The organism is Veillonella intestinalis, from assembly GCF_943193155.1.
Lineage (GTDB): Bacteria > Bacillota > Negativicutes > Veillonellales > Veillonellaceae > Veillonella_A > Veillonella_A intestinalis.
Map to the genome: position 1 here is coordinate 263,738 of NZ_CALPDB010000003.1, position 17,137 is coordinate 280,874.

Consider the following 17,137-nt stretch of genomic DNA (forward strand, 5'->3'; position numbering starts at 1 on the left):
TTGGAGGTGGAGTCATGACTGAAAATTTTTTTAAACTATTGAAAAATGTGGATGTATACGCACCAGCAGCTCTTGGTAAGAAAGATATTTTGATTGCAGGTGAAAAGATTGCGGCAATTGGGAATAGTGGAGAATTTGACGCATTGCCACAAGTAAAAATATATGAATTGGAAGGTCAACGTTTAGTTCCTGGCTTTATAGATTCTCATGCTCATATTATTGGTGGTGGTGGAGAAGGTGGATTTCAAACAAGAACACCTGAAGCCGTACTATCTAAAATTACAGTTTGTGGAGTAACAACTGTTTGTGGACTTTTAGGCACGGATGGAATAGCTCGTCATGTGGAAAGTTTATTAGCTAAAGCATATGGCTTGGAACAAGAAGGTTTAACTACTTATATTTATACTGGAGCTTATCAGTTACCTACACCGACCATAACTGGGAGTGTTTTAAAAGATATAATGATGATAGATAAAGTTATTGGTCCAGGGGAAATTGCTATGAGCGATCATCGATCCTCTCAACCTACATTAGAAGATTATAAGCGGTTAGCTGGGGAAGCTCGTGTAGGGGGAATGTTAAGTGGTAAAGCTGGTGTGCTAAATATTCATATGGGAGATGGTAAAACGGGTCTATCCTATTTGTTTGCTATTGCTGATGAAGGTGAAATTCCTCGAACTCAATTTATACCAACTCATATAAATAGAAATGAAAACTTATTTAAAGAAGGCATTCAATGGGCAAAAGATGGAGGATATATGGATATAACCTCTGGTATTGTGCCTGGCAAGACGGGCACTGCTGTAAAACCTAGTACGGCAGTAAAGAGGGCCTTAGACAGTGGAGTCCCATTAAAACAGATTCTAATGAGTTCTGATGGAATGGGGAGTATGCCAATTTTTGATGAAGCAGGGAATACAATTGGTGTAGGTGTTGGAGATCAAAGTTCTATTTTTTCAGAATTGAGAGATATGGTCCAATTAGAACAGATTCCTCTTGAAACAGCAATATGCACAATTACTTCAAATGTAGCGGATGCACTAAAACTTAGTGGTAGGAAAGGATATGTAGAAGAACAAAAAGATGCAGACTTTGTAGTTATTGATGATAGTTTTGAAATTAATCAAGTATGGGCAAAAGGGCGATTAATGGTTGATAAAGGGTGTCCAATTGTTAAAGGAACCTTTGAATAATGATTTTGAAGAAATTTAACTGATAAAAAGCGAGCTCAGAAAGGGCTCGCTTTTCTATGTTATAATTTATTTTATGATAATAGTTAGCTGAATAATATTGTAGGAGGCCATTAATTTGAGACACGTCATACAGAGCATATATAAAAAATTAGTATTAGGGATCAGTATAGTTATGGCTGTTGTACTTTGTAGTATATCTAATGTTAGTGCAAAAACCGTTAATACCACAATTGCTGGTGATCATGGTGAGTTAGCTGCTATTATACAAACACCTGATAGTTTAGAAAATTACCCTATGGTTATTCTTATGCATGGATTTTCTGCGAGCAAAGATTACAAATTATTAGAGCTCATTGCTAATGGATTAGAGGTTAATGGAATTGCCTCTGTTCGCTTCGATTTTAATGGACATGGTGAAAGTGAAGGGCGTTTTCAAGATATGACTGTACCAAATGAAATAGAGGATGCTAAGAGGATATACACGTATGTGAAACAATTGCCAGCAGTCACAACGATTTCTTTGGTAGGTCATTCGCAAGGTGGCGTGGTGGCTAGTATGTTAGCGGGTGAATTAAGTAGAGAAGAAGGTAAAACAGCAATTCAGAGTTTAGTTTTATTAGCCCCCGCTAGTAATATCAAAGATGGGGCCTTGGGGAGCGGTATATTCGGGATTCAATTTAATGTGGATACAATGCCTGAATATATTGAATTACCTAGCGGTGTGCGAGTAGGACGAAATTATTTTAAAAGTGCATATAACTTGCCAATTTATGAAACGGCAAAGGAATATACAGGCCCAGTAAAAATCATTCATGGTAGTCAAGATGAAATGGTGCCTACTCGTTATAGTAAGGAATTTGCTAATATGTATGATAATGTGGAATTAGAAATTCTTGATGGCTATGATCATGAATTTACCCAGAATATGCCAGCAGTAGCGGACATAGTGACGAAGTTTATTGTAAATTCAGATGTCGTAAAGGGGAGATTAGAAGATGATAAAGCTCTATCGGTGTGGGAACAAATAAGGAGTTGGTTTTATAGAATATTATCATTAGTTAAATGAAAGTAGTTATTGAAATGATTAGTATGAGTTTGAGGGGGCTAAATATGTTAGAATCAAATTTACAATTAAATTGGATTAAATATGCTTTTACAGAAGATAGAGAACAGGGGGTTATAGAGAAATTTATTTATGTTTGGTTTGCATTTAATTCTTACTATGGTGAATATTTATTTGTTAAGGATGGGGATACTGGAGAGGTAAAATCTCGTAATGAATTATCTGCGATAATAAAATCATTAAATGTTCATCATACAATAGATATTAATTTTTTTAAATCAAAAGAATGTTTCCAATTTTTTACTGAAAATGATATAAAGAATATGCAACGAAATTGGTATTTAACAGCTCCTTATAGAGGTTATGATATTTATTCCTGTGAGTTGAGAAAATGGCTTAAGGGATATTTAAAAATTATCTACGGTGTTAGATGTAATTTATTTCATGGATCTAAACATGCATATGATAAAAAAGATATGAAAATTATAGGAAATGCCTTGCAATGTTTATGTTGGCTTTTAGTTTATTTTTGCCATGATGATAGCTTAAAAAGGGAAATTAAAAATAATCGAAATAAGTGGGACTGTATGTTATGAAATTAGTATGTTTAGATATTTTTAATTTTATGTCCAATGTTGTTCTATAATTAATTAAATTTTTTAGGCATATAATAGGAGTTTAGGTTATGGATAAGGAAAAAATACCATTTTTGAAGATTGTGTATTTTGATGAAGAAGCTGCAACAGATTTAATTTATATGAAAAATAAGGGCGCATTTTTGGAACAAGAAACTGCTAATAGAGAAAGAGAATTAGAGGGGGGCGGAAAGATTAAAGGCGGCTTTAGTGCCGGATTTGGTAGAAATTTAGTGAGTTTTTTATTGGGGCTTGAAGGTGAAACCAAAGTTAGTGGTAGCGCTACTGTGGCTATGGGGTATAATTCAAAAAGGCTGATAAATCAGGTTTTAACAAATACAGTTTTAACTGATTATTTAGAATTAGTTGAGAATGATATTAGTATTAAAAAATTTAATAGGGCAAATGTATATCCATATCCAAAATCATTAAGTCATATGAAATTGTTAACCCCTTATATGATTATGACTGAGGGGAAGATGCAGTTAGGTGAATTTAATCTTAATATTGGTATGATGGATGAGGCAATAGTTAAGGGAAAAGGTTATTTTGAAATGATATTAAAGACACATGATAGAGTAGATGTTTTGCGATTTAATTTAAAGTCGTTTAAAAATTCTTACTCTTTGGCGGATTTAGTGAAAATGGAGTTAGATTATCATGCGGTAAAAGTTGGGTGTATTGATTTACGTAGTTTAGAAGGGGAAAAGGAGTTTCAATATGTAAATGAAATTAATGAAGTTGATGGTTATGAACTGGCTAGTGAAAGTTATGATAGAAAAAATGAGTTCAAAGCTGATGTTTATGATGTAATATTGGCAGGAGTAGCAAATGATTAATGTTTTTTGGGGGCCAACTGAAGGGTTTAAAGATATTTTACCTAAAAATATTAGATATAAGTCATTATCAAAGTTAATACAGGAACTGGATGAGAAAAATAAAGAATATCGATTTGTAACAGACAAGATGAAACCAGAGGTAAGAAAGAAGAGAAGTATAAATAATCTAGTGGTTTTTTCTGAGGAATATTCAAGATTAAGTGATTCTGGTTTGTATGGTTTTTTATCAATAATTAAAGAAGTAAAGATTAAAAATCTGTATTTTCAAAATCCACCAGAAATAATTTTGAATCAACTTAATAGCTTTTATCAGAAAATAAATATAAAAGTATATGAGTACAAAAAAATTACAGCGAACAATATCGATGTTTTTAATCAAAGCTTTGAAAAAACAATATTGGGGCAGACAAACGTAAAGAATAAATTAATGACAAGTTTTTATAAATTGTCAGAAGGATATAATAAAGAAAAACCATTAGTGATGTTGTTTTATGGTCCTTCTGGGGTTGGGAAAACTGAGACTGCAAAGTTTATTTCAAATTTGGTCGGAGAGAAACTTTTTAGAAGACAATTTTCAATGTATCAAAATGAATCGTTTTCTAATTATGTTTTTGGTTCAAAACATACAAGCTCATCACTTGCCCAAGATTTACTTAATAGAGAAAGTAATGTAATTTTATTTGATGAATTTGATAAGGCTAATAATATTTTTTATAGTGCATTTTATGAAATGTTTGATGAAGGTTCATTTAGCGATAAAAATTATAAAGTGAATTTGAAGAATAGTATAATTATTTGCACGTCTAATTTTTTGGATTTAGCAGAGATTAGAAATGCTGTTGGAGATGCTATTTATAATCGGTTTGATGCTTTTATTGAATATAGAAATTTATCGGAAATATATGTAAAAGAGCTGATTGGTAAGAAGTTTATTGAATTATTTGCGAGATTAGGTGAAATGGATAAACAACTACTTAATTATAAAGAGTGTTTGGATGTACTATTAAAAAATGCAAATCGATTAAGGAATTCTAGAGAAATAGAGAGGGTCGTAAATGATTTTGTATTTACAAAATTAGTTAGTGAAAAGTATAAGTAAAGGTAATTTATAGTGCAGTTTTTATAAATGAATTTCTATTTTCTTCCCTCAATGTTATAATATATCTACCGTATACAAACGGATGTTTACCTAACAAGGTAAACATAGAGAAAAGAGAATTTTTTATCAATTTTATCAAGAGAAAAGAGGAGAGACTATGAGTTTACATTTATGGGAACAGGTGGCGGCATGGAAATCGCCAAAATATCGATTTGTTGATTTAACACATGAATTAAGTCCTGAAACGCCGCATTGGTGGGGATTCCAGCCTTTAAAAGAAACCGTGCTGTATGATTATCCTGAGAACAAAAAAGAAGGGGATACTTGGACTGCAGCGCCTATGCAGATTAAAGAATATACTGTGGTAGGGCAATATGGTACACATGTAGATGCACCCATTCATTTTGACCCTAAAGGACGAACTCAAGATCAACTTCGTGTTGAAGAAATGGTATATCCATTAGTTGTTATAGATAAATCTAGTGCAGTGGCAAAAAATCCAGATTATGAATTATCGGTTGAAGATATTCTAGCTTTTGAAGCGGAACATGGTCGGATTCCTGAAGGTGCTTTTGTAGCCTTTCGAACAGATTGGTATAAACGCCCGGCCAATGATTTTGAAAATAAAGATGAGGAAGGAAAGCCACATTCTCCAGGTTGGCCTATTCCTACATTAGAATTTTTGGTAAAAGAGCGTAATATTGGCGCTATTGGTCATGAAACAGCAGATACGGATGCAGCGATTCGTGCATTTCAACCAGACTGCCATCCATTGCCCGCTGAACAATATATTTTATCTCAAGATAGAATACAAGTAGAAGTGTTAGCTCATTTAGATGAGTTGCCACCAGTAGGTACGATTATTTTTGTAACCTTCCCACGGTTAAAGAATGGTACAGGCTTTACAGCGCGCGTATTTGCATTGGTTGAAAATGAATAAACACAAAAGCCCCCTCGGCCTAGGCCGAGGGGGCTTTACTAATAGTGAGCAATGCATACAACTGTTATACTTGCCTATTCACTATTCATATGTGGTAAGGTGTAAGGTGAAGTAGGTTAACTACTTTATTTGTTTAAAGCAAGCTTATTTCTTTTCAGGTTGAGCTGCTTCAGTGTCAGTGTTTTCGATGATTACATCAGTTTTCTGGAATTCGTTAGCGCTTTTTACTTTAGCGTTTTGCCAAGTGGCAGCGATTTTAGCATCTTCTACTTTTTTCTGTTGTGCTTCAGCTGGTGTGATTGCAATATCAGGTTTGTTTTTTAACTGATAGTTACGGTTAGCAAGGTTAGCTACTACGTTTTCTAAAGCAGCGTCAGCTGTGTTAGGTTGGATTGCATGACCTGCACCATTAGCATTGGAAGTGCTTTGTACGTTTTCAGAGTTGTTAGGGTACACATCTTTTTGGTAAGTGTAAATTGTGTTGTTAGCAAAGTCTAATTTGTAAGTAACAACATCTGTAAGACCAGTGTTAGGGTTTACAGCAGCTGCTTGGAAATCAGCTGTATCAGTATTTACATCGTAGTTAATGGATTGTACATTAACACGAGTTGTGTAATCTTTGTCAGAATGTACCCAGTACCATTGATCAGCTGGTAATGTTTTTGCAGAAGCTGCACCTGCTACTGTTGCGAATGCTAAACCTAAAAGTAATGTTTTTTGTAATTTCATAATATCTAAACTCCCTTCAAAATGAACATCAATTTGAATATCGATTATTTTCTATGTTTTTATTATAACACAAAAAGAACAATAATTTCAAGGGAATGGACGAAAAAATTAGTTTTTAACAATTTAATTGCTAGATTGACCTTTGGTTAACGAAGATTTTACTGACAAAAATAGTCTAAAATTTGAGAAAAATTAGTTGGAATTCATAAAATGAATACTTGCTGCAATTATTATTCTAAAAATGTATAATATATATGATTTTTATGACATTAACTCTAGCATATATTAAATTTTATTGTTATTATAGGATATGGAAGAATATCTATTATATTAATTATATAGAGAGTTATCTTTATATAACTTATAAAAGGATTGACGGATTTGCGGGTTTGACAGGAAGGATGTGTAGAATGCGAGAATTCCGTTGTGATTCAGAGGCTATGAGGAAGGGGTATTTGGCGTTAGCTGCGCAAGTAAGTAAAGCCATTGAAAAAGGGACGTTGTCCGTATATGATACACTTCAACTCGTAGTCATTGATGATGTAGTGGTTAATTGGTATGGGAAGGATCCGTTTCACGGGCGGTATTATGAGAAACCTGAAGATGTATTGCTTCAGATGGTAGGGCAGGCTCGTTATGAGTTTGAAAAGCCTTATTTCGAGGCTCATAGCACCAGCACCTTAGCTGAGTTAGCTATTAAAAAGCCGACTCAAAAACAAGCCGTTCCGGTGGTTGATCAAGTCTTTACCGATAGCGAGGCGGCTAAGTTGTGGGAAGTTGGTTTGACTGCGGTCATCAAAGCTTGTCAAGGAACGGGGCTTAATTGTTTTAATGAAACTGAATGTCGTGAAAGTGATGGCACATTTCTTATCAGCGAAGCGGGGATGACTCGCTTATTCGGTGAACGCCTTGATGATCAGGGAATGAGCATTGTTTTCATGCATATTGGTTCCGAAGAAGCTATGTTAGTTCGTTCTAAACTGCGTAAAATTTATGAAGCAAAGGCTGGCGCTAAAGCGGAAGTGGCGTTACACGAACGAATGGGTGAAATTGTAACTTCTTGTGTTAAATCTATTGCCAATGGTCATACGGTAGAATTATTGCATACTATTGAAGAAGTGGCTAAAGAAGTAGGAATTGAATCTAAAGTAGCTCGCGTAGTCACTGACTTTAGACGGTATAATCGTATTGTATGGGCATATTTGTTTACTTTAGTAGATAGTGATGAATTGGAAGTATGGCGTAATATCGGTGAAAATACAGATACCAGTGCGTTGTTGAATGCTTTACAAGAGGTGAAGGACGGCGTAGCCAATGGAAGCGCTAAAAAGGACGGCAAAGTTTCAACTAAGGCGAAAAAAGAAAAAACTGTAACGACACAAGCTATGGCTAGTCAATCACGACATAATCCACTCTTAGCTGGTTATGATGATGAAATTCTTGATGAACATGGTCTAAAAGCAGAGCGACGAGAATGGGATCAAGCCAATAATGAATATGGTCACGTAAATGAAGAGGCTTTAACTGATGATATTTCATACGAAGATTTAATGGCTAATGTGATTGAAACTGATTTAACAGATTTAATCAGTAAAGAAAAGAAATAAATGGGCTAAGATGAGAGTCGTGTAAATTTTTATATATGTTTTTAGGTTATACTTAATTAAGAAATTAAGTAAATACTTAACTTTTTTGTTGATAAGTTATAAAATATATCGTCAAGAGGTTATAAAGTTGCAAGTTTTATGCGACTTTATGGCCTCTTTTTTGATTGTCTGTGTGGTATGTGAAATTGGTATGGTCTATTGTTGTTTGTGGCTTGAAAAAAAGGGTGACATATGAAAAAATATATTTATAATATATTTTCTTAAGTAGTTTATTAAGTGCGAGGAGCGGATAATATGTCAGAATTAAGATGGAATCCATTGCTCGGCACATGGACGATGGTCGCATCAAACCGTAAATTGCGTCCCAATATGCCAAAAGATTGGTGTCCGTTTTGCCCTGGGGAAGGGAAAAAGGTACCTTCAGAATTTACTGTATATGCTTATGATAATGATTTTCCTGCGTTGACCCAACATCCTGAAGCGCCGTATTGGGATGGTGGTTTCTACAAAAGTGCTGAAAATTATGGCAAATGTGAAGTAATTTTATACTCGCCACGACATAATGTGAAATTTTATGATTTGTCGGTGGCTCATATTGTGGAACTATTGGATTTAATTGCTGATCGTTGTACGGCGTTAAGTGCAGATGAACGCATTAAATATGTATATCCTTTTGAAAATAAAGGGGAAGCGGTGGGTGTAACGATGCCGCATCCACATGGCCAAATTTATGGCTATCCTTTTGTGCCACAGAAGATTGAAACGGAGCTTCGTAATTGTAAAGAGCACTATGAAAAACGGAAACGCTGTTTACTTTGCCAAATGAACGAAGAAGAAAAAGATTCAGATAAACGTATTGTTGCAGAAAATGACAGTTTTGTTGCCTATATTCCGTTCTTTACAGATTATCCGTATGGTGTATTTATCGTAGCAAAGCGCCATTTGGGAATGCTATCAGATTGTACGGCTAAAGAACGGGAAGATTTAGCACGCATTTTAAAAGTAGTAACACAGGCTTTTGATGAATTATTCAAAGCGCCATTCCCATATATGATGGTATATCATCAAATGCCAGTGAATAGTCCTGAATATGCTAAGGCTAAAGATTATTACCATTTCCATATTGAGTTTTACCCACCATTTAGAGAAGCTAATAAGATTAAATATTATGCATCTTCTGAAATGGGGGCTTGGGCGGCCGCCAATACGAGTGCAGTAGAGGAAACAGCCCCTGTACTACGCAAGCTAGTTGATCAAATTTTAGAAAAGGAAGATATGAATAATGAATAAAGCGGAACTAATAGCTAAATTTATTGAGCAATTCGGAGATACTGGAAAGCCCATTGATTGCTATTTCGCCCCTGGGCGTGTGAATATTATTGGTGAACATCAAGATTATAATGGTGGTCATGTATTTCCTGCGGCCTTAACCTGTGGGATTTGGGGAGCTATGCGCCTACGGGACGATTCAAAAGTTCGTCTTTATTCTGAAAATATGGAAACCACAGTGGTGGTCGACATACATGATGATTTTGTATATGATCCAGTCCATGATTGGGCTAATTATCCCCTTGGGATTATAGAGTTTCTAAAAAAAGCAGGTCACACATTGTCTGGTATGGATTTATTTTACAGTGGCAATTTGCCAGCAGGGGCGGGGTTATCGTCCTCGGCTTGTATTTTAGATTTAACTGGTTATATGCTATGGACCGAGTTAGGATTAACGCCTATTGATCGGACTAAACTTGCTGAAATGGCGCAACAAGTAGAGTATAACTTTGTAGGCGTCAAGGTGGGGATTATGGATCAATTTGCTATTAGTCATGGCAAAGAAGGTCATGGCGTACTCCTCGATTGTACAGCTATGGAATTTAAGCATGTGCCCCTCAACTGGGGTGATTATCACCTTATTATTATGAATACCAATAAAAAGCGGGGCTTAGTAGACTCTAAGTTTAATGAGCGTAAAGCAGAATGTGATGCGGCGTGGGCAGAGATTCAAAAACATTACCCGCTTGAAGCGTTGGCGCTAGGAACTGAAGCTGATTTAGATCTAATTGCTGATGATGTATTACGTCGTCGGGCACGGCATGTCATTACAGAAAATCTGAGAGTGTTAGCCTTTATGGAGGCTTTAAAAGCTGGTGATACAGCAAAGATTGCTGAAATTATTACGGCATCTCATACATCGTTGCGTTATGATTATGAAGTGAGTGGCTTAGAGTTAGATACGATGGTAGAGATTGCTCGCAAACAACCAGGTTGTTTAGCTTCTCGCATGACAGGCGCCGGTTTTGGTGGTTGTGCAATTGCCTTGGTGGCTACTAAAGATGTGGCGGCATTTAAAGAAAATGTACCTAAATTATATGAAGCGGTTATTGGAACAGAACCTACTTTATACGATGCCGAAATAGGTGATGGCGTTTACAGTTTATAAATACCTGAGGAGGTGAAGGCATGCAATCTAAGCAGGTATTGAATAATGATGAGATTATATTAAATTATATACGCCGTAATGGCTCTGTTTCAAAGGCTATTATTGCACGTAATACAGGAATTACGCCACCGACAGTGACTAATATTTGTAATACCTTAGCAGAAAAAGGTCTCATCTATGAGGATCGTCAAGAACGAAGTGCTTTAGGTCGCCCGTCTATGCTCTTAAAATTTAATGAGCAAAAGGAGATGCTCCTCATTATTCATGTGCGTACACACAATGTAGTTTGTTATGTTGTGCAATCTGGTGGGGTTATACTTCATCAGATGAAACAGTCTATTATTGGTTTAACCGTAGAAGAAATTTTAAATACAATTTATCATTGCGCTGAAGATATTATTGAAGATATGCGCTGGACGATAGCTGCTATTGGTTTAGTGTTGCGAGGCCCAGTTGATTCTAAGAAAGGTATATCCATTTACTCACCTAATGGTAAATGGACTAATATTCCTTTTAAATATATTTTAGAAGAACGGTTCCAATTGCCGACTTATGTAGAAAATGATGTTCGCTGCTTATCAACTGGTGAATATTATTATGGCAGTGGCAAAGGGATTGAAAATCTATTAGTTTTAAAATTTAGTTATGGCTTAGGTGCTTCTTTGATTTATCATGGCTCGCTGTATCGGGGCTACAATGATTATGCTGGTGAAATTGGCTATTCTGTGATTGATATTGACGAAACTAAGCAGAATTCCTTTACTCGATTAGAAGAGGTAGCCTCTGAAACGGCTATTCGGGAATATGTATTGACTGAAGTTAAAAAAGGTCGCCTATCTAAAGTAGCGACTAATCAAGAGATTTTAGCTGATGCATTCCGTGTGGAACCTATTTATGAAGCCGCTGTTGAAGGCGATGAGATTTGTTTAGAAGCCTTGAATCGGGTGGGGAAATATCTAGGAATTACCTTAGCGAATTTATATAACATGATTAATCCGCAACGCATCATTTTGAGTAGTGCCATGGGCAATGCGGTAGGTACTATGGATCCAATTTTACGAACGGTGCTAGAGAAAAATTTACATCGTGCACAGTCTGTGGATTTGGTGTATTCCGGTAATGGTAGTTATTATACTTTGTTAGGCATGGTAGATATTCTAAGTAGTCGCCGTGCCAGTGATGTATGGCTCAATGGAGGCCGATAATTGGTAGAACCGCTAATTCATAGCGAAATATAGAGTCTACAGTTTCATCTTAAAGGAGGAATTTCTCGTGAAAAAGGCATGGAAAGCAGCAATGTTAGCAACCTTCGCAGTAGGGGCGTTGGTAGTGAGTGGTTGTGGCAGTGATTCTGGTAGTTCAGGTGGTGGCGATTTACCACAAGTAGGGGTTGCCATTTATAAATTTGACGATACCTTCATGAGTGGCGTGCGTGCTCGTATTGATGCAGACGCTAAAGGGAAAGCAAAAGTGGATATCGTAGATAGCCAGAACTCCCAACCTACACAGAATGAAAAAGTTGATTTATTCCTTAATAAGAAATATAAAGCAATTGGTGTTAACATTGTTGACCGTCCAGCAGCAGGTGGGATTATCGACAAAGCTAAAGCCGCTAATGTACCAGTAGTATTCTTAAATCGTGAGCCTTTAAAAGAAGATATGGCAAAATGGGATAAAGTATACTATGTAGGGGCTAAAGCTGAACAAAGTGGTGAAATGCAAGGTAAAATCTTAGCAGATTACTTCAAAAAACATCCAGAAGCTTATAAGAGCAAAGACAATGTATTACACTATGTATTGATTAAAGGTGAACCAGGTCACCAAGATGCAGAACTTCGTTCTAAATATGTAATTGAATCCCTCAAAAGTGAAGGTATTCAAGTAGAAGAAATTGCACAAGATACAGCTATGTGGGATCGTGTAAAAGGTCAAGAAAAAATGGCTGCTTTCTTATCTAGCTATGGCGATAAAATTGATGCTGTAATTTCCAATAATGATGATATGGCTTTAGGCGCTATTGAAGCATTAAAAGCAGCTGGCTACTTTAAAGATGGTAAATACATGCCAGTTGTTGGTGTAGATGCGACAGCACCAGCAGTACAAGCATTAAAAGATGGCACTTTATTAGGTACTGTACTTAACAATGCAAAAAAACAAGGGGATGCTGTATTTAACTTAATGTTAGTATTATCCAAAGGTGAAACTCCTACAAAAGATAATGTAGGATTTGAATTAGTAGACAAACAATATATTTGGGTTCCTTACGAAATCGTAACAAAGGACAATGCAGATCAAATCTTAGGTGATAAATAGTCAGTAAGAGGGGGGAGGCTTGTTGCAGGCCTCCCTCATTTACTAATAACTGGTAGGAGGGCAAGCATGAGTGAGTATATTTTAGAGATGCAACATATAACTAAATCATTTCCCGGCGTAAAGGCACTAAATGATGTATCTCTGCGGCTCCGTCCAGGTTCGGTACATGCGCTTATGGGCGAAAATGGTGCTGGGAAATCGACCTTGATGAAATGCTTATTCGGTATATATAAACAGGATGAGGGACAAATTATACTAGATGGTGAACCAGTTGACATTTCTGATTCACGCACTGCGTTGGAGCTAGGTATATCCATGATTCATCAGGAATTATATCCGGTGCTACAACGAAATGTAATGGAAAATTTATGGCTTGGACGGTTTCCAACCAAGCAATTTGGTCCGCTTAAATTAGTGGATCATAAGAAAATGAAAGAGGATACCTTAGCTCTGTTTAAAGAGATAGATGTGGCGATTGATCCTGAGGAGTTAGCGGGACATTTATCTGTTTCTAAATTGCAGAGTATTGAAATTGCCAAAGCCGTATCACACAATGCACGGATTATTGTAATGGATGAGCCAACCTCGTCGCTTACAAGTGATGAAGTAGAGCACTTATTTAAAATTATTGCCAACTTGAAAGCTAAAGGCGTGGCTATCATCTATATTTCTCATAAAATGGAAGAAATCCTACGCATATCTGATGAAGTAACGATTATGCGTGATGGTAACTATATAGGAACTTGGCCATCTGAAGAATTAACGACTGATTTAATTATTAAGCGGATGGTAGGCCGTGAAATGACGCAGCTTTTCCCAGAGAAAACGAATGAACCAGGAGAAGAAGTATTGCGTGTTGAAGGGATGACCTCAGTGCGAGATCACTCCTTTAAAGATGTGAATTTCTCGTTGCGTAGAGGTGAAGTGCTGGGCATTGGTGGTCTTGTAGGGGCACAACGAACGGAAGTTATAGAAGCGCTCTTTGGATTACGCCATTTAGCATCAGGCAAGATCTTTATTCATGGCAAAGAAGTTAAGATTAAGAGCCCTCGTGATGCTAAGAAACATCACATTGCCCTATTAACAGAAGAACGACGGGCTACTGGCATTTTCCCAATGCTTAATATTGTAGATAATAATACGATGGCTTGCATGCCAAAATATCGCAATAAGGTGGGCCTATTAAATGACAAATTGCGTGAAATTGACACCCAAGAGGGGGTTAATTCACTGCGTATTAAAACTCCAGATACACAGACTCGGATTCAATCCTTATCTGGTGGGAATCAACAGAAAGTATTAATTTCAAGATGGTTAAATACAAATCCAGAAATTTTGCTGCTTGATGAACCAACTCGAGGGATTGATGTAGGGGCTAAATATGAAATTTATACGATTATTAATCGTTTAGCTTCACAAGGTAAAAGTGTAATCATGATATCTTCGGAAATGTCTGAATTACTAGGTATGAGTGACCGCATTATGGTCATGAGTAATGGTATTATGGAAGGCATTATTGATGCGAAGGATGCAACTGAAGAAAAAATCATGGAACTTGCTACGGCAGGTTTAGTATAGGAGGATAAAACTATGAGTGGATCACGCATTAGCAAGTTTATGACGCAAAATGCTATTTATATTGTATTGATTGTTTTAGTAGCGGCTATTTCAATTTATAGTCCTAACTTTTTGTCGATGACAAGTTTTCGTGATATTTTAATTCAATCATCACCACGTGTTATTATTGCCTTAGGTTCGGCTATGATTTTGATCACGGCTGGCTGTGATTTGTCCGCTGGTCGTGTGGTTGGTTTAACCGCGGTTGTTTCAGCATCCTTGTCGCAGATGCCTAATTATCCGCATCCGTTTTTTGCACAGGTGCCAGAGTTGCCAACCTTTTTACCTATTATTATTGCTATCGCAGTGGGCGCTACGGTAGGTCTCATTTCAGGGTTAATCGTAGCCTATTTAAAAATAGTACCATTTATTGCTACGTTGGGTACGATGGTTATGACCTATGGGGTATGTTCTTTGTACTTTGATATGGAACCAAATAATTCGCAACCTATCGGTGGTTTGCGGTCAGAGTTTACTATATTTGGCTCTGGATCACTGGATTTAGGCTTTATTACGATTCCTTATATTGTTATGATTGCAGCGGTTATTGCTTTTGTTATGTGGATTGTATATAACAAAACAGTACTTGGTAAAAACATGTTTGCCATTGGTGGAAATCCGCAAGCCGCTGTTGTATCTGGCATTAATGTGGCAGCCACTTTAATTGCTATTTATGTTATTGCGGGCGCTTTGTATGGTGTTGGTGGTATTCTTGAAGCCGCTCGTACTGGTGGGGCTACCAATAACTATGGTAATATGTATGAATTAGATGCTATCGCAGCTGCCGTAGTAGGTGGCGTATCTGTTACCGGTGGTATTGGTACTGTGCCGGGAATTATTGCAGGGGTACTTATCTTTACTGTTATAAATTATGGCTTAACATTCGTAGGTATGGGACCATATTGGCAGCTCATCATTAAAGGCTTAATTATAGTTGTGGCAGTAGCTGTTGACGTACGTAAATACTTAGCTCGTAAATAAGATTTGATAAGCTGATTGAATAAGTTTATTTTGCAAAATGTTTAAAAAAGAGAAATTGATGAATATTTTTACGATTCATTAGTTTCTCTTTTTTATGTTTTATATTAAAAATATGGTATTTTAGTAGGTGAATTGTCTATCTATTACAGTATTTGTTGTATGCGAAAGAATATATATGTAATTAATGAAAGTTTATTATAAATGTTGCGTTATATATAACTAATGATATATAATGATATTAGTGTATAGTATGATAGAGATATTTGAATGTATATATAGATATGCGTATTGTAACGGGAAATAGTATGTATATTTATGTATGTGTTGTGGTGGCAAGTTTGAAAAGTATTAAATAGGAGTGAAATAAAAGACTATGAAGCGTGCGGGATTAACCGTGAGCGCCATTTTTGTGTGCCTCATAATGGCTTTTGTGTGGTGGAGCTATAGTGGAGCAGATGAAAAGGACGCAGGCATTTGGCAACGAATTGTGGCGGGATACCACAAATATATGCCAATTCCTGATAGCAAGCCATTACATATACGTCAGCTAGTGACTCCTGATATGAGTACACGGCGTATTATTTTATGGGAAACGAAAGCCCAACAAGCCAATTCAGTGGTTAAGTATAAATTAAAAGGGCAAAGTGATGATACCATTCAAACGGTGTATGCTGTATCAGAATTATTTGAAGACGATAAGGAACGGCGATATATTTATCGGGTAGATTTGCGGGATTTACAGCCCAATAAAGAATATGAGTATCAAGTGGGGCGTGAAGGTCATATTGATGATGAGTGGCATTCGTTGAGTACGAAGCAGAATGCTAATTTTTCGGCCCTTATTTTTCCAGACTCACAGTCTAATGATTATACGAAGTGGTCGAATTTAGTAAACACGGCCTATACAAAGAATCCTAATATTCAATTTTTTGCTAATCTAGGTGATTTAGTAGAAAATGGTGAATCAGCGACACAATGGAATCAGTGGTTTACAGCAGTGGAGCCACTGATTTCAGAAGTGCCTTTCGCAGGTGTTATTGGGTCACATGAATTTTATACGATGGATTTAAAATTACGTGCGCCTATAGCTTATGCGCATTTTTTTCCTTTTATACAGGCAAATTCATCGTTACGACGTGAGCCATATTACTCCTTTGACTATGGGGATGTTCATTTTGTTGTATTAGATACAGAGTTAGAAGCCGTGCCTGAAGCGGTGCGGGAACATATGAAAGATGTACAAGTGGCGTGGTTAAAAGCGGATTTAGAGGCATCTAAAGCAACTTGGAAGGTTGTTCTAATGCATCGTGATGTATTGCAATATGGACGGGTTCAAAATCCGAGTAGTGAATCTGGCATTTCCGTTATTGGCCGGATGTTTATGCCTGTATTTGAAGCCTATAATGTAGATTTAGTATTATCGGGCCATTATCATATGTATCGGCGTCATGGTCATATTGTTAATTATAGTCGAAGCACTACAGGGCCTTATTACATTGTTAGTGGTGTGGCGGGCGATGTTTTTTATAATGAACATTGGAAACCTCATCCACTCGATGAATTTGCGCCGCCATCAGACGATAGAACAAACTATTTAGTGTTAAGTAAAGAGAACAATGACTTGATAGTAAAAGCCTTTTGGGATGATGGCGTACAATTTGATGAATTACGGTTAACTAAATAA

15 protein-coding genes are annotated in these 17,137 nt (G+C 36.5%); 14 read left to right on the plus strand and 1 reads right to left on the minus strand.

All coding sequences use genetic code 11. The features are described 5' to 3' along the window. The first annotated feature begins 14 nt into the window (after positions 1-14). From iadA to NFR44_RS05175, 6 genes are all read left to right on the plus strand, one after another. Positions 15-1,193, plus strand: a complete 1,179-nt coding sequence (iadA, locus tag NFR44_RS05150) for a beta-aspartyl-peptidase (RefSeq protein WP_251441621.1) — start codon at positions 15-17, stop codon at positions 1,191-1,193. Positions 1,194-1,308: 115 nt separating this feature from the next. Then, positions 1,309-2,259, plus strand: coding sequence for an alpha/beta hydrolase (locus tag NFR44_RS05155; protein WP_251441622.1), 951 nt, complete (start codon positions 1,309-1,311; stop codon positions 2,257-2,259). Between the two features lie 44 nt (positions 2,260-2,303). Then, a complete protein-coding gene (locus NFR44_RS05160; RefSeq protein WP_251441623.1) occupies positions 2,304-2,852 on the plus strand; it encodes a hypothetical protein in 549 nt (182 codons plus the stop codon). A gap of 89 nt (positions 2,853-2,941) precedes the next feature. After that, positions 2,942-3,730 carry a DUF6414 family protein gene (locus NFR44_RS05165; RefSeq protein ID WP_251441624.1) on the plus strand — a complete coding sequence of 263 codons (789 nt, stop codon included), beginning with the start codon at positions 2,942-2,944 and terminating at the stop codon, positions 3,728-3,730. Continuing rightward, positions 3,723-4,829, plus strand: coding sequence for an AAA family ATPase (locus tag NFR44_RS05170; RefSeq protein ID WP_251441625.1), 1,107 nt, complete (start codon positions 3,723-3,725; stop codon positions 4,827-4,829). The genes NFR44_RS05165 and NFR44_RS05170 overlap by 8 nt, the downstream gene beginning before the upstream one ends. A gap of 157 nt (positions 4,830-4,986) precedes the next feature. Further along, a complete protein-coding gene (locus NFR44_RS05175) occupies positions 4,987-5,769 on the plus strand; it encodes a cyclase family protein (RefSeq protein WP_251441627.1) in 783 nt (260 codons plus the stop codon). Positions 5,770-5,913: 144 nt separating this feature from the next. Here the strand turns inward: NFR44_RS05175 and NFR44_RS05180 are convergent, their stop codons facing one another. After that, positions 5,914-6,498 carry a hypothetical protein gene (locus NFR44_RS05180; RefSeq protein WP_251441630.1) on the minus strand — a complete coding sequence of 195 codons (585 nt, stop codon included), beginning with the start codon at positions 6,496-6,498 and terminating at the stop codon, positions 5,914-5,916. A gap of 410 nt (positions 6,499-6,908) precedes the next feature. Between NFR44_RS05180 and NFR44_RS05185 the strand changes: the two genes are divergently transcribed. The 8 genes from NFR44_RS05185 (at position 6,909) to NFR44_RS05220 (ending at position 17,137) form a co-directional block, all read left to right on the plus strand. After that, on the plus strand, positions 6,909-8,105 hold the full coding sequence (locus NFR44_RS05185) for a helix-turn-helix domain-containing protein (protein ID WP_251441632.1): 1,197 nt from the start codon (positions 6,909-6,911) through the stop codon (positions 8,103-8,105). 294 nt (positions 8,106-8,399) lie between these two features. After that, positions 8,400-9,395, plus strand: a complete 996-nt coding sequence (gene galT / locus NFR44_RS05190) for a galactose-1-phosphate uridylyltransferase (RefSeq protein WP_251441634.1) — start codon at positions 8,400-8,402, stop codon at positions 9,393-9,395. Further along, a complete protein-coding gene (locus NFR44_RS05195; protein WP_251441636.1) occupies positions 9,388-10,542 on the plus strand; it encodes a galactokinase in 1,155 nt (384 codons plus the stop codon). The genes galT and NFR44_RS05195 overlap by 8 nt, the downstream gene beginning before the upstream one ends. Before the next feature lie 20 nt (positions 10,543-10,562). Further along, positions 10,563-11,747 (plus strand): ROK family transcriptional regulator, encoded by a 1,185-nt coding sequence (locus NFR44_RS05200; RefSeq protein ID WP_251441638.1) that lies wholly within the window; start codon positions 10,563-10,565, stop codon positions 11,745-11,747. 67 nt (positions 11,748-11,814) lie between these two features. Beyond that, positions 11,815-12,855 carry a galactose ABC transporter substrate-binding protein gene (locus NFR44_RS05205; protein WP_251441640.1) on the plus strand — a complete coding sequence of 347 codons (1,041 nt, stop codon included), beginning with the start codon at positions 11,815-11,817 and terminating at the stop codon, positions 12,853-12,855. Positions 12,856-12,921: 66 nt separating this feature from the next. Continuing rightward, positions 12,922-14,433 carry a sugar ABC transporter ATP-binding protein gene (locus tag NFR44_RS05210; RefSeq protein WP_251441641.1) on the plus strand — a complete coding sequence of 504 codons (1,512 nt, stop codon included), beginning with the start codon at positions 12,922-12,924 and terminating at the stop codon, positions 14,431-14,433. A gap of 12 nt (positions 14,434-14,445) precedes the next feature. Further along, complete coding sequence (mglC, locus tag NFR44_RS05215) at positions 14,446-15,453, plus strand: galactose/methyl galactoside ABC transporter permease MglC (RefSeq protein WP_251441643.1); 1,008 nt, start codon at positions 14,446-14,448, stop codon at positions 15,451-15,453. Between the two features lie 373 nt (positions 15,454-15,826). Continuing rightward, positions 15,827-17,137, plus strand: coding sequence for a purple acid phosphatase family protein (locus tag NFR44_RS05220; RefSeq protein WP_251441646.1), 1,311 nt, complete (start codon positions 15,827-15,829; stop codon positions 17,135-17,137).

Excerpts from the sequence above, each read along its gene's own strand:
- iadA (WP_251441621.1), top strand. The coding sequence starts at position 15 with ATGACTGAAAATTTTTTTAAACTATTGAAAAATGTGGATGTATACGCA.
- NFR44_RS05160 (WP_251441623.1), top strand. The coding sequence starts at position 2,304 with ATGTTAGAATCAAATTTACAATTAAATTGGATTAAATATGCTTTTACA.
- NFR44_RS05165 (WP_251441624.1), top strand. The coding sequence starts at position 2,942 with ATGGATAAGGAAAAAATACCATTTTTGAAGATTGTGTATTTTGATGAA.
- NFR44_RS05170 (WP_251441625.1), top strand. The coding sequence starts at position 3,723 with ATGATTAATGTTTTTTGGGGGCCAACTGAAGGGTTTAAAGATATTTTA.
- NFR44_RS05175 (WP_251441627.1), top strand. The coding sequence starts at position 4,987 with ATGAGTTTACATTTATGGGAACAGGTGGCGGCATGGAAATCGCCAAAA.
- NFR44_RS05180 (WP_251441630.1), bottom strand. The coding sequence starts at position 6,498 with ATGAAATTACAAAAAACATTACTTTTAGGTTTAGCATTCGCAACAGTA.
- NFR44_RS05185 (WP_251441632.1), top strand. The coding sequence starts at position 6,909 with ATGCGAGAATTCCGTTGTGATTCAGAGGCTATGAGGAAGGGGTATTTG.
- galT (WP_251441634.1), top strand. The coding sequence starts at position 8,400 with ATGTCAGAATTAAGATGGAATCCATTGCTCGGCACATGGACGATGGTC.
- NFR44_RS05195 (WP_251441636.1), top strand. The coding sequence starts at position 9,388 with ATGAATAAAGCGGAACTAATAGCTAAATTTATTGAGCAATTCGGAGAT.
- NFR44_RS05200 (WP_251441638.1), top strand. The coding sequence starts at position 10,563 with ATGCAATCTAAGCAGGTATTGAATAATGATGAGATTATATTAAATTAT.
- NFR44_RS05210 (WP_251441641.1), top strand. The coding sequence starts at position 12,922 with ATGAGTGAGTATATTTTAGAGATGCAACATATAACTAAATCATTTCCC.
- mglC (WP_251441643.1), top strand. The coding sequence starts at position 14,446 with ATGAGTGGATCACGCATTAGCAAGTTTATGACGCAAAATGCTATTTAT.
- NFR44_RS05220 (WP_251441646.1), top strand. The coding sequence starts at position 15,827 with ATGAAGCGTGCGGGATTAACCGTGAGCGCCATTTTTGTGTGCCTCATA.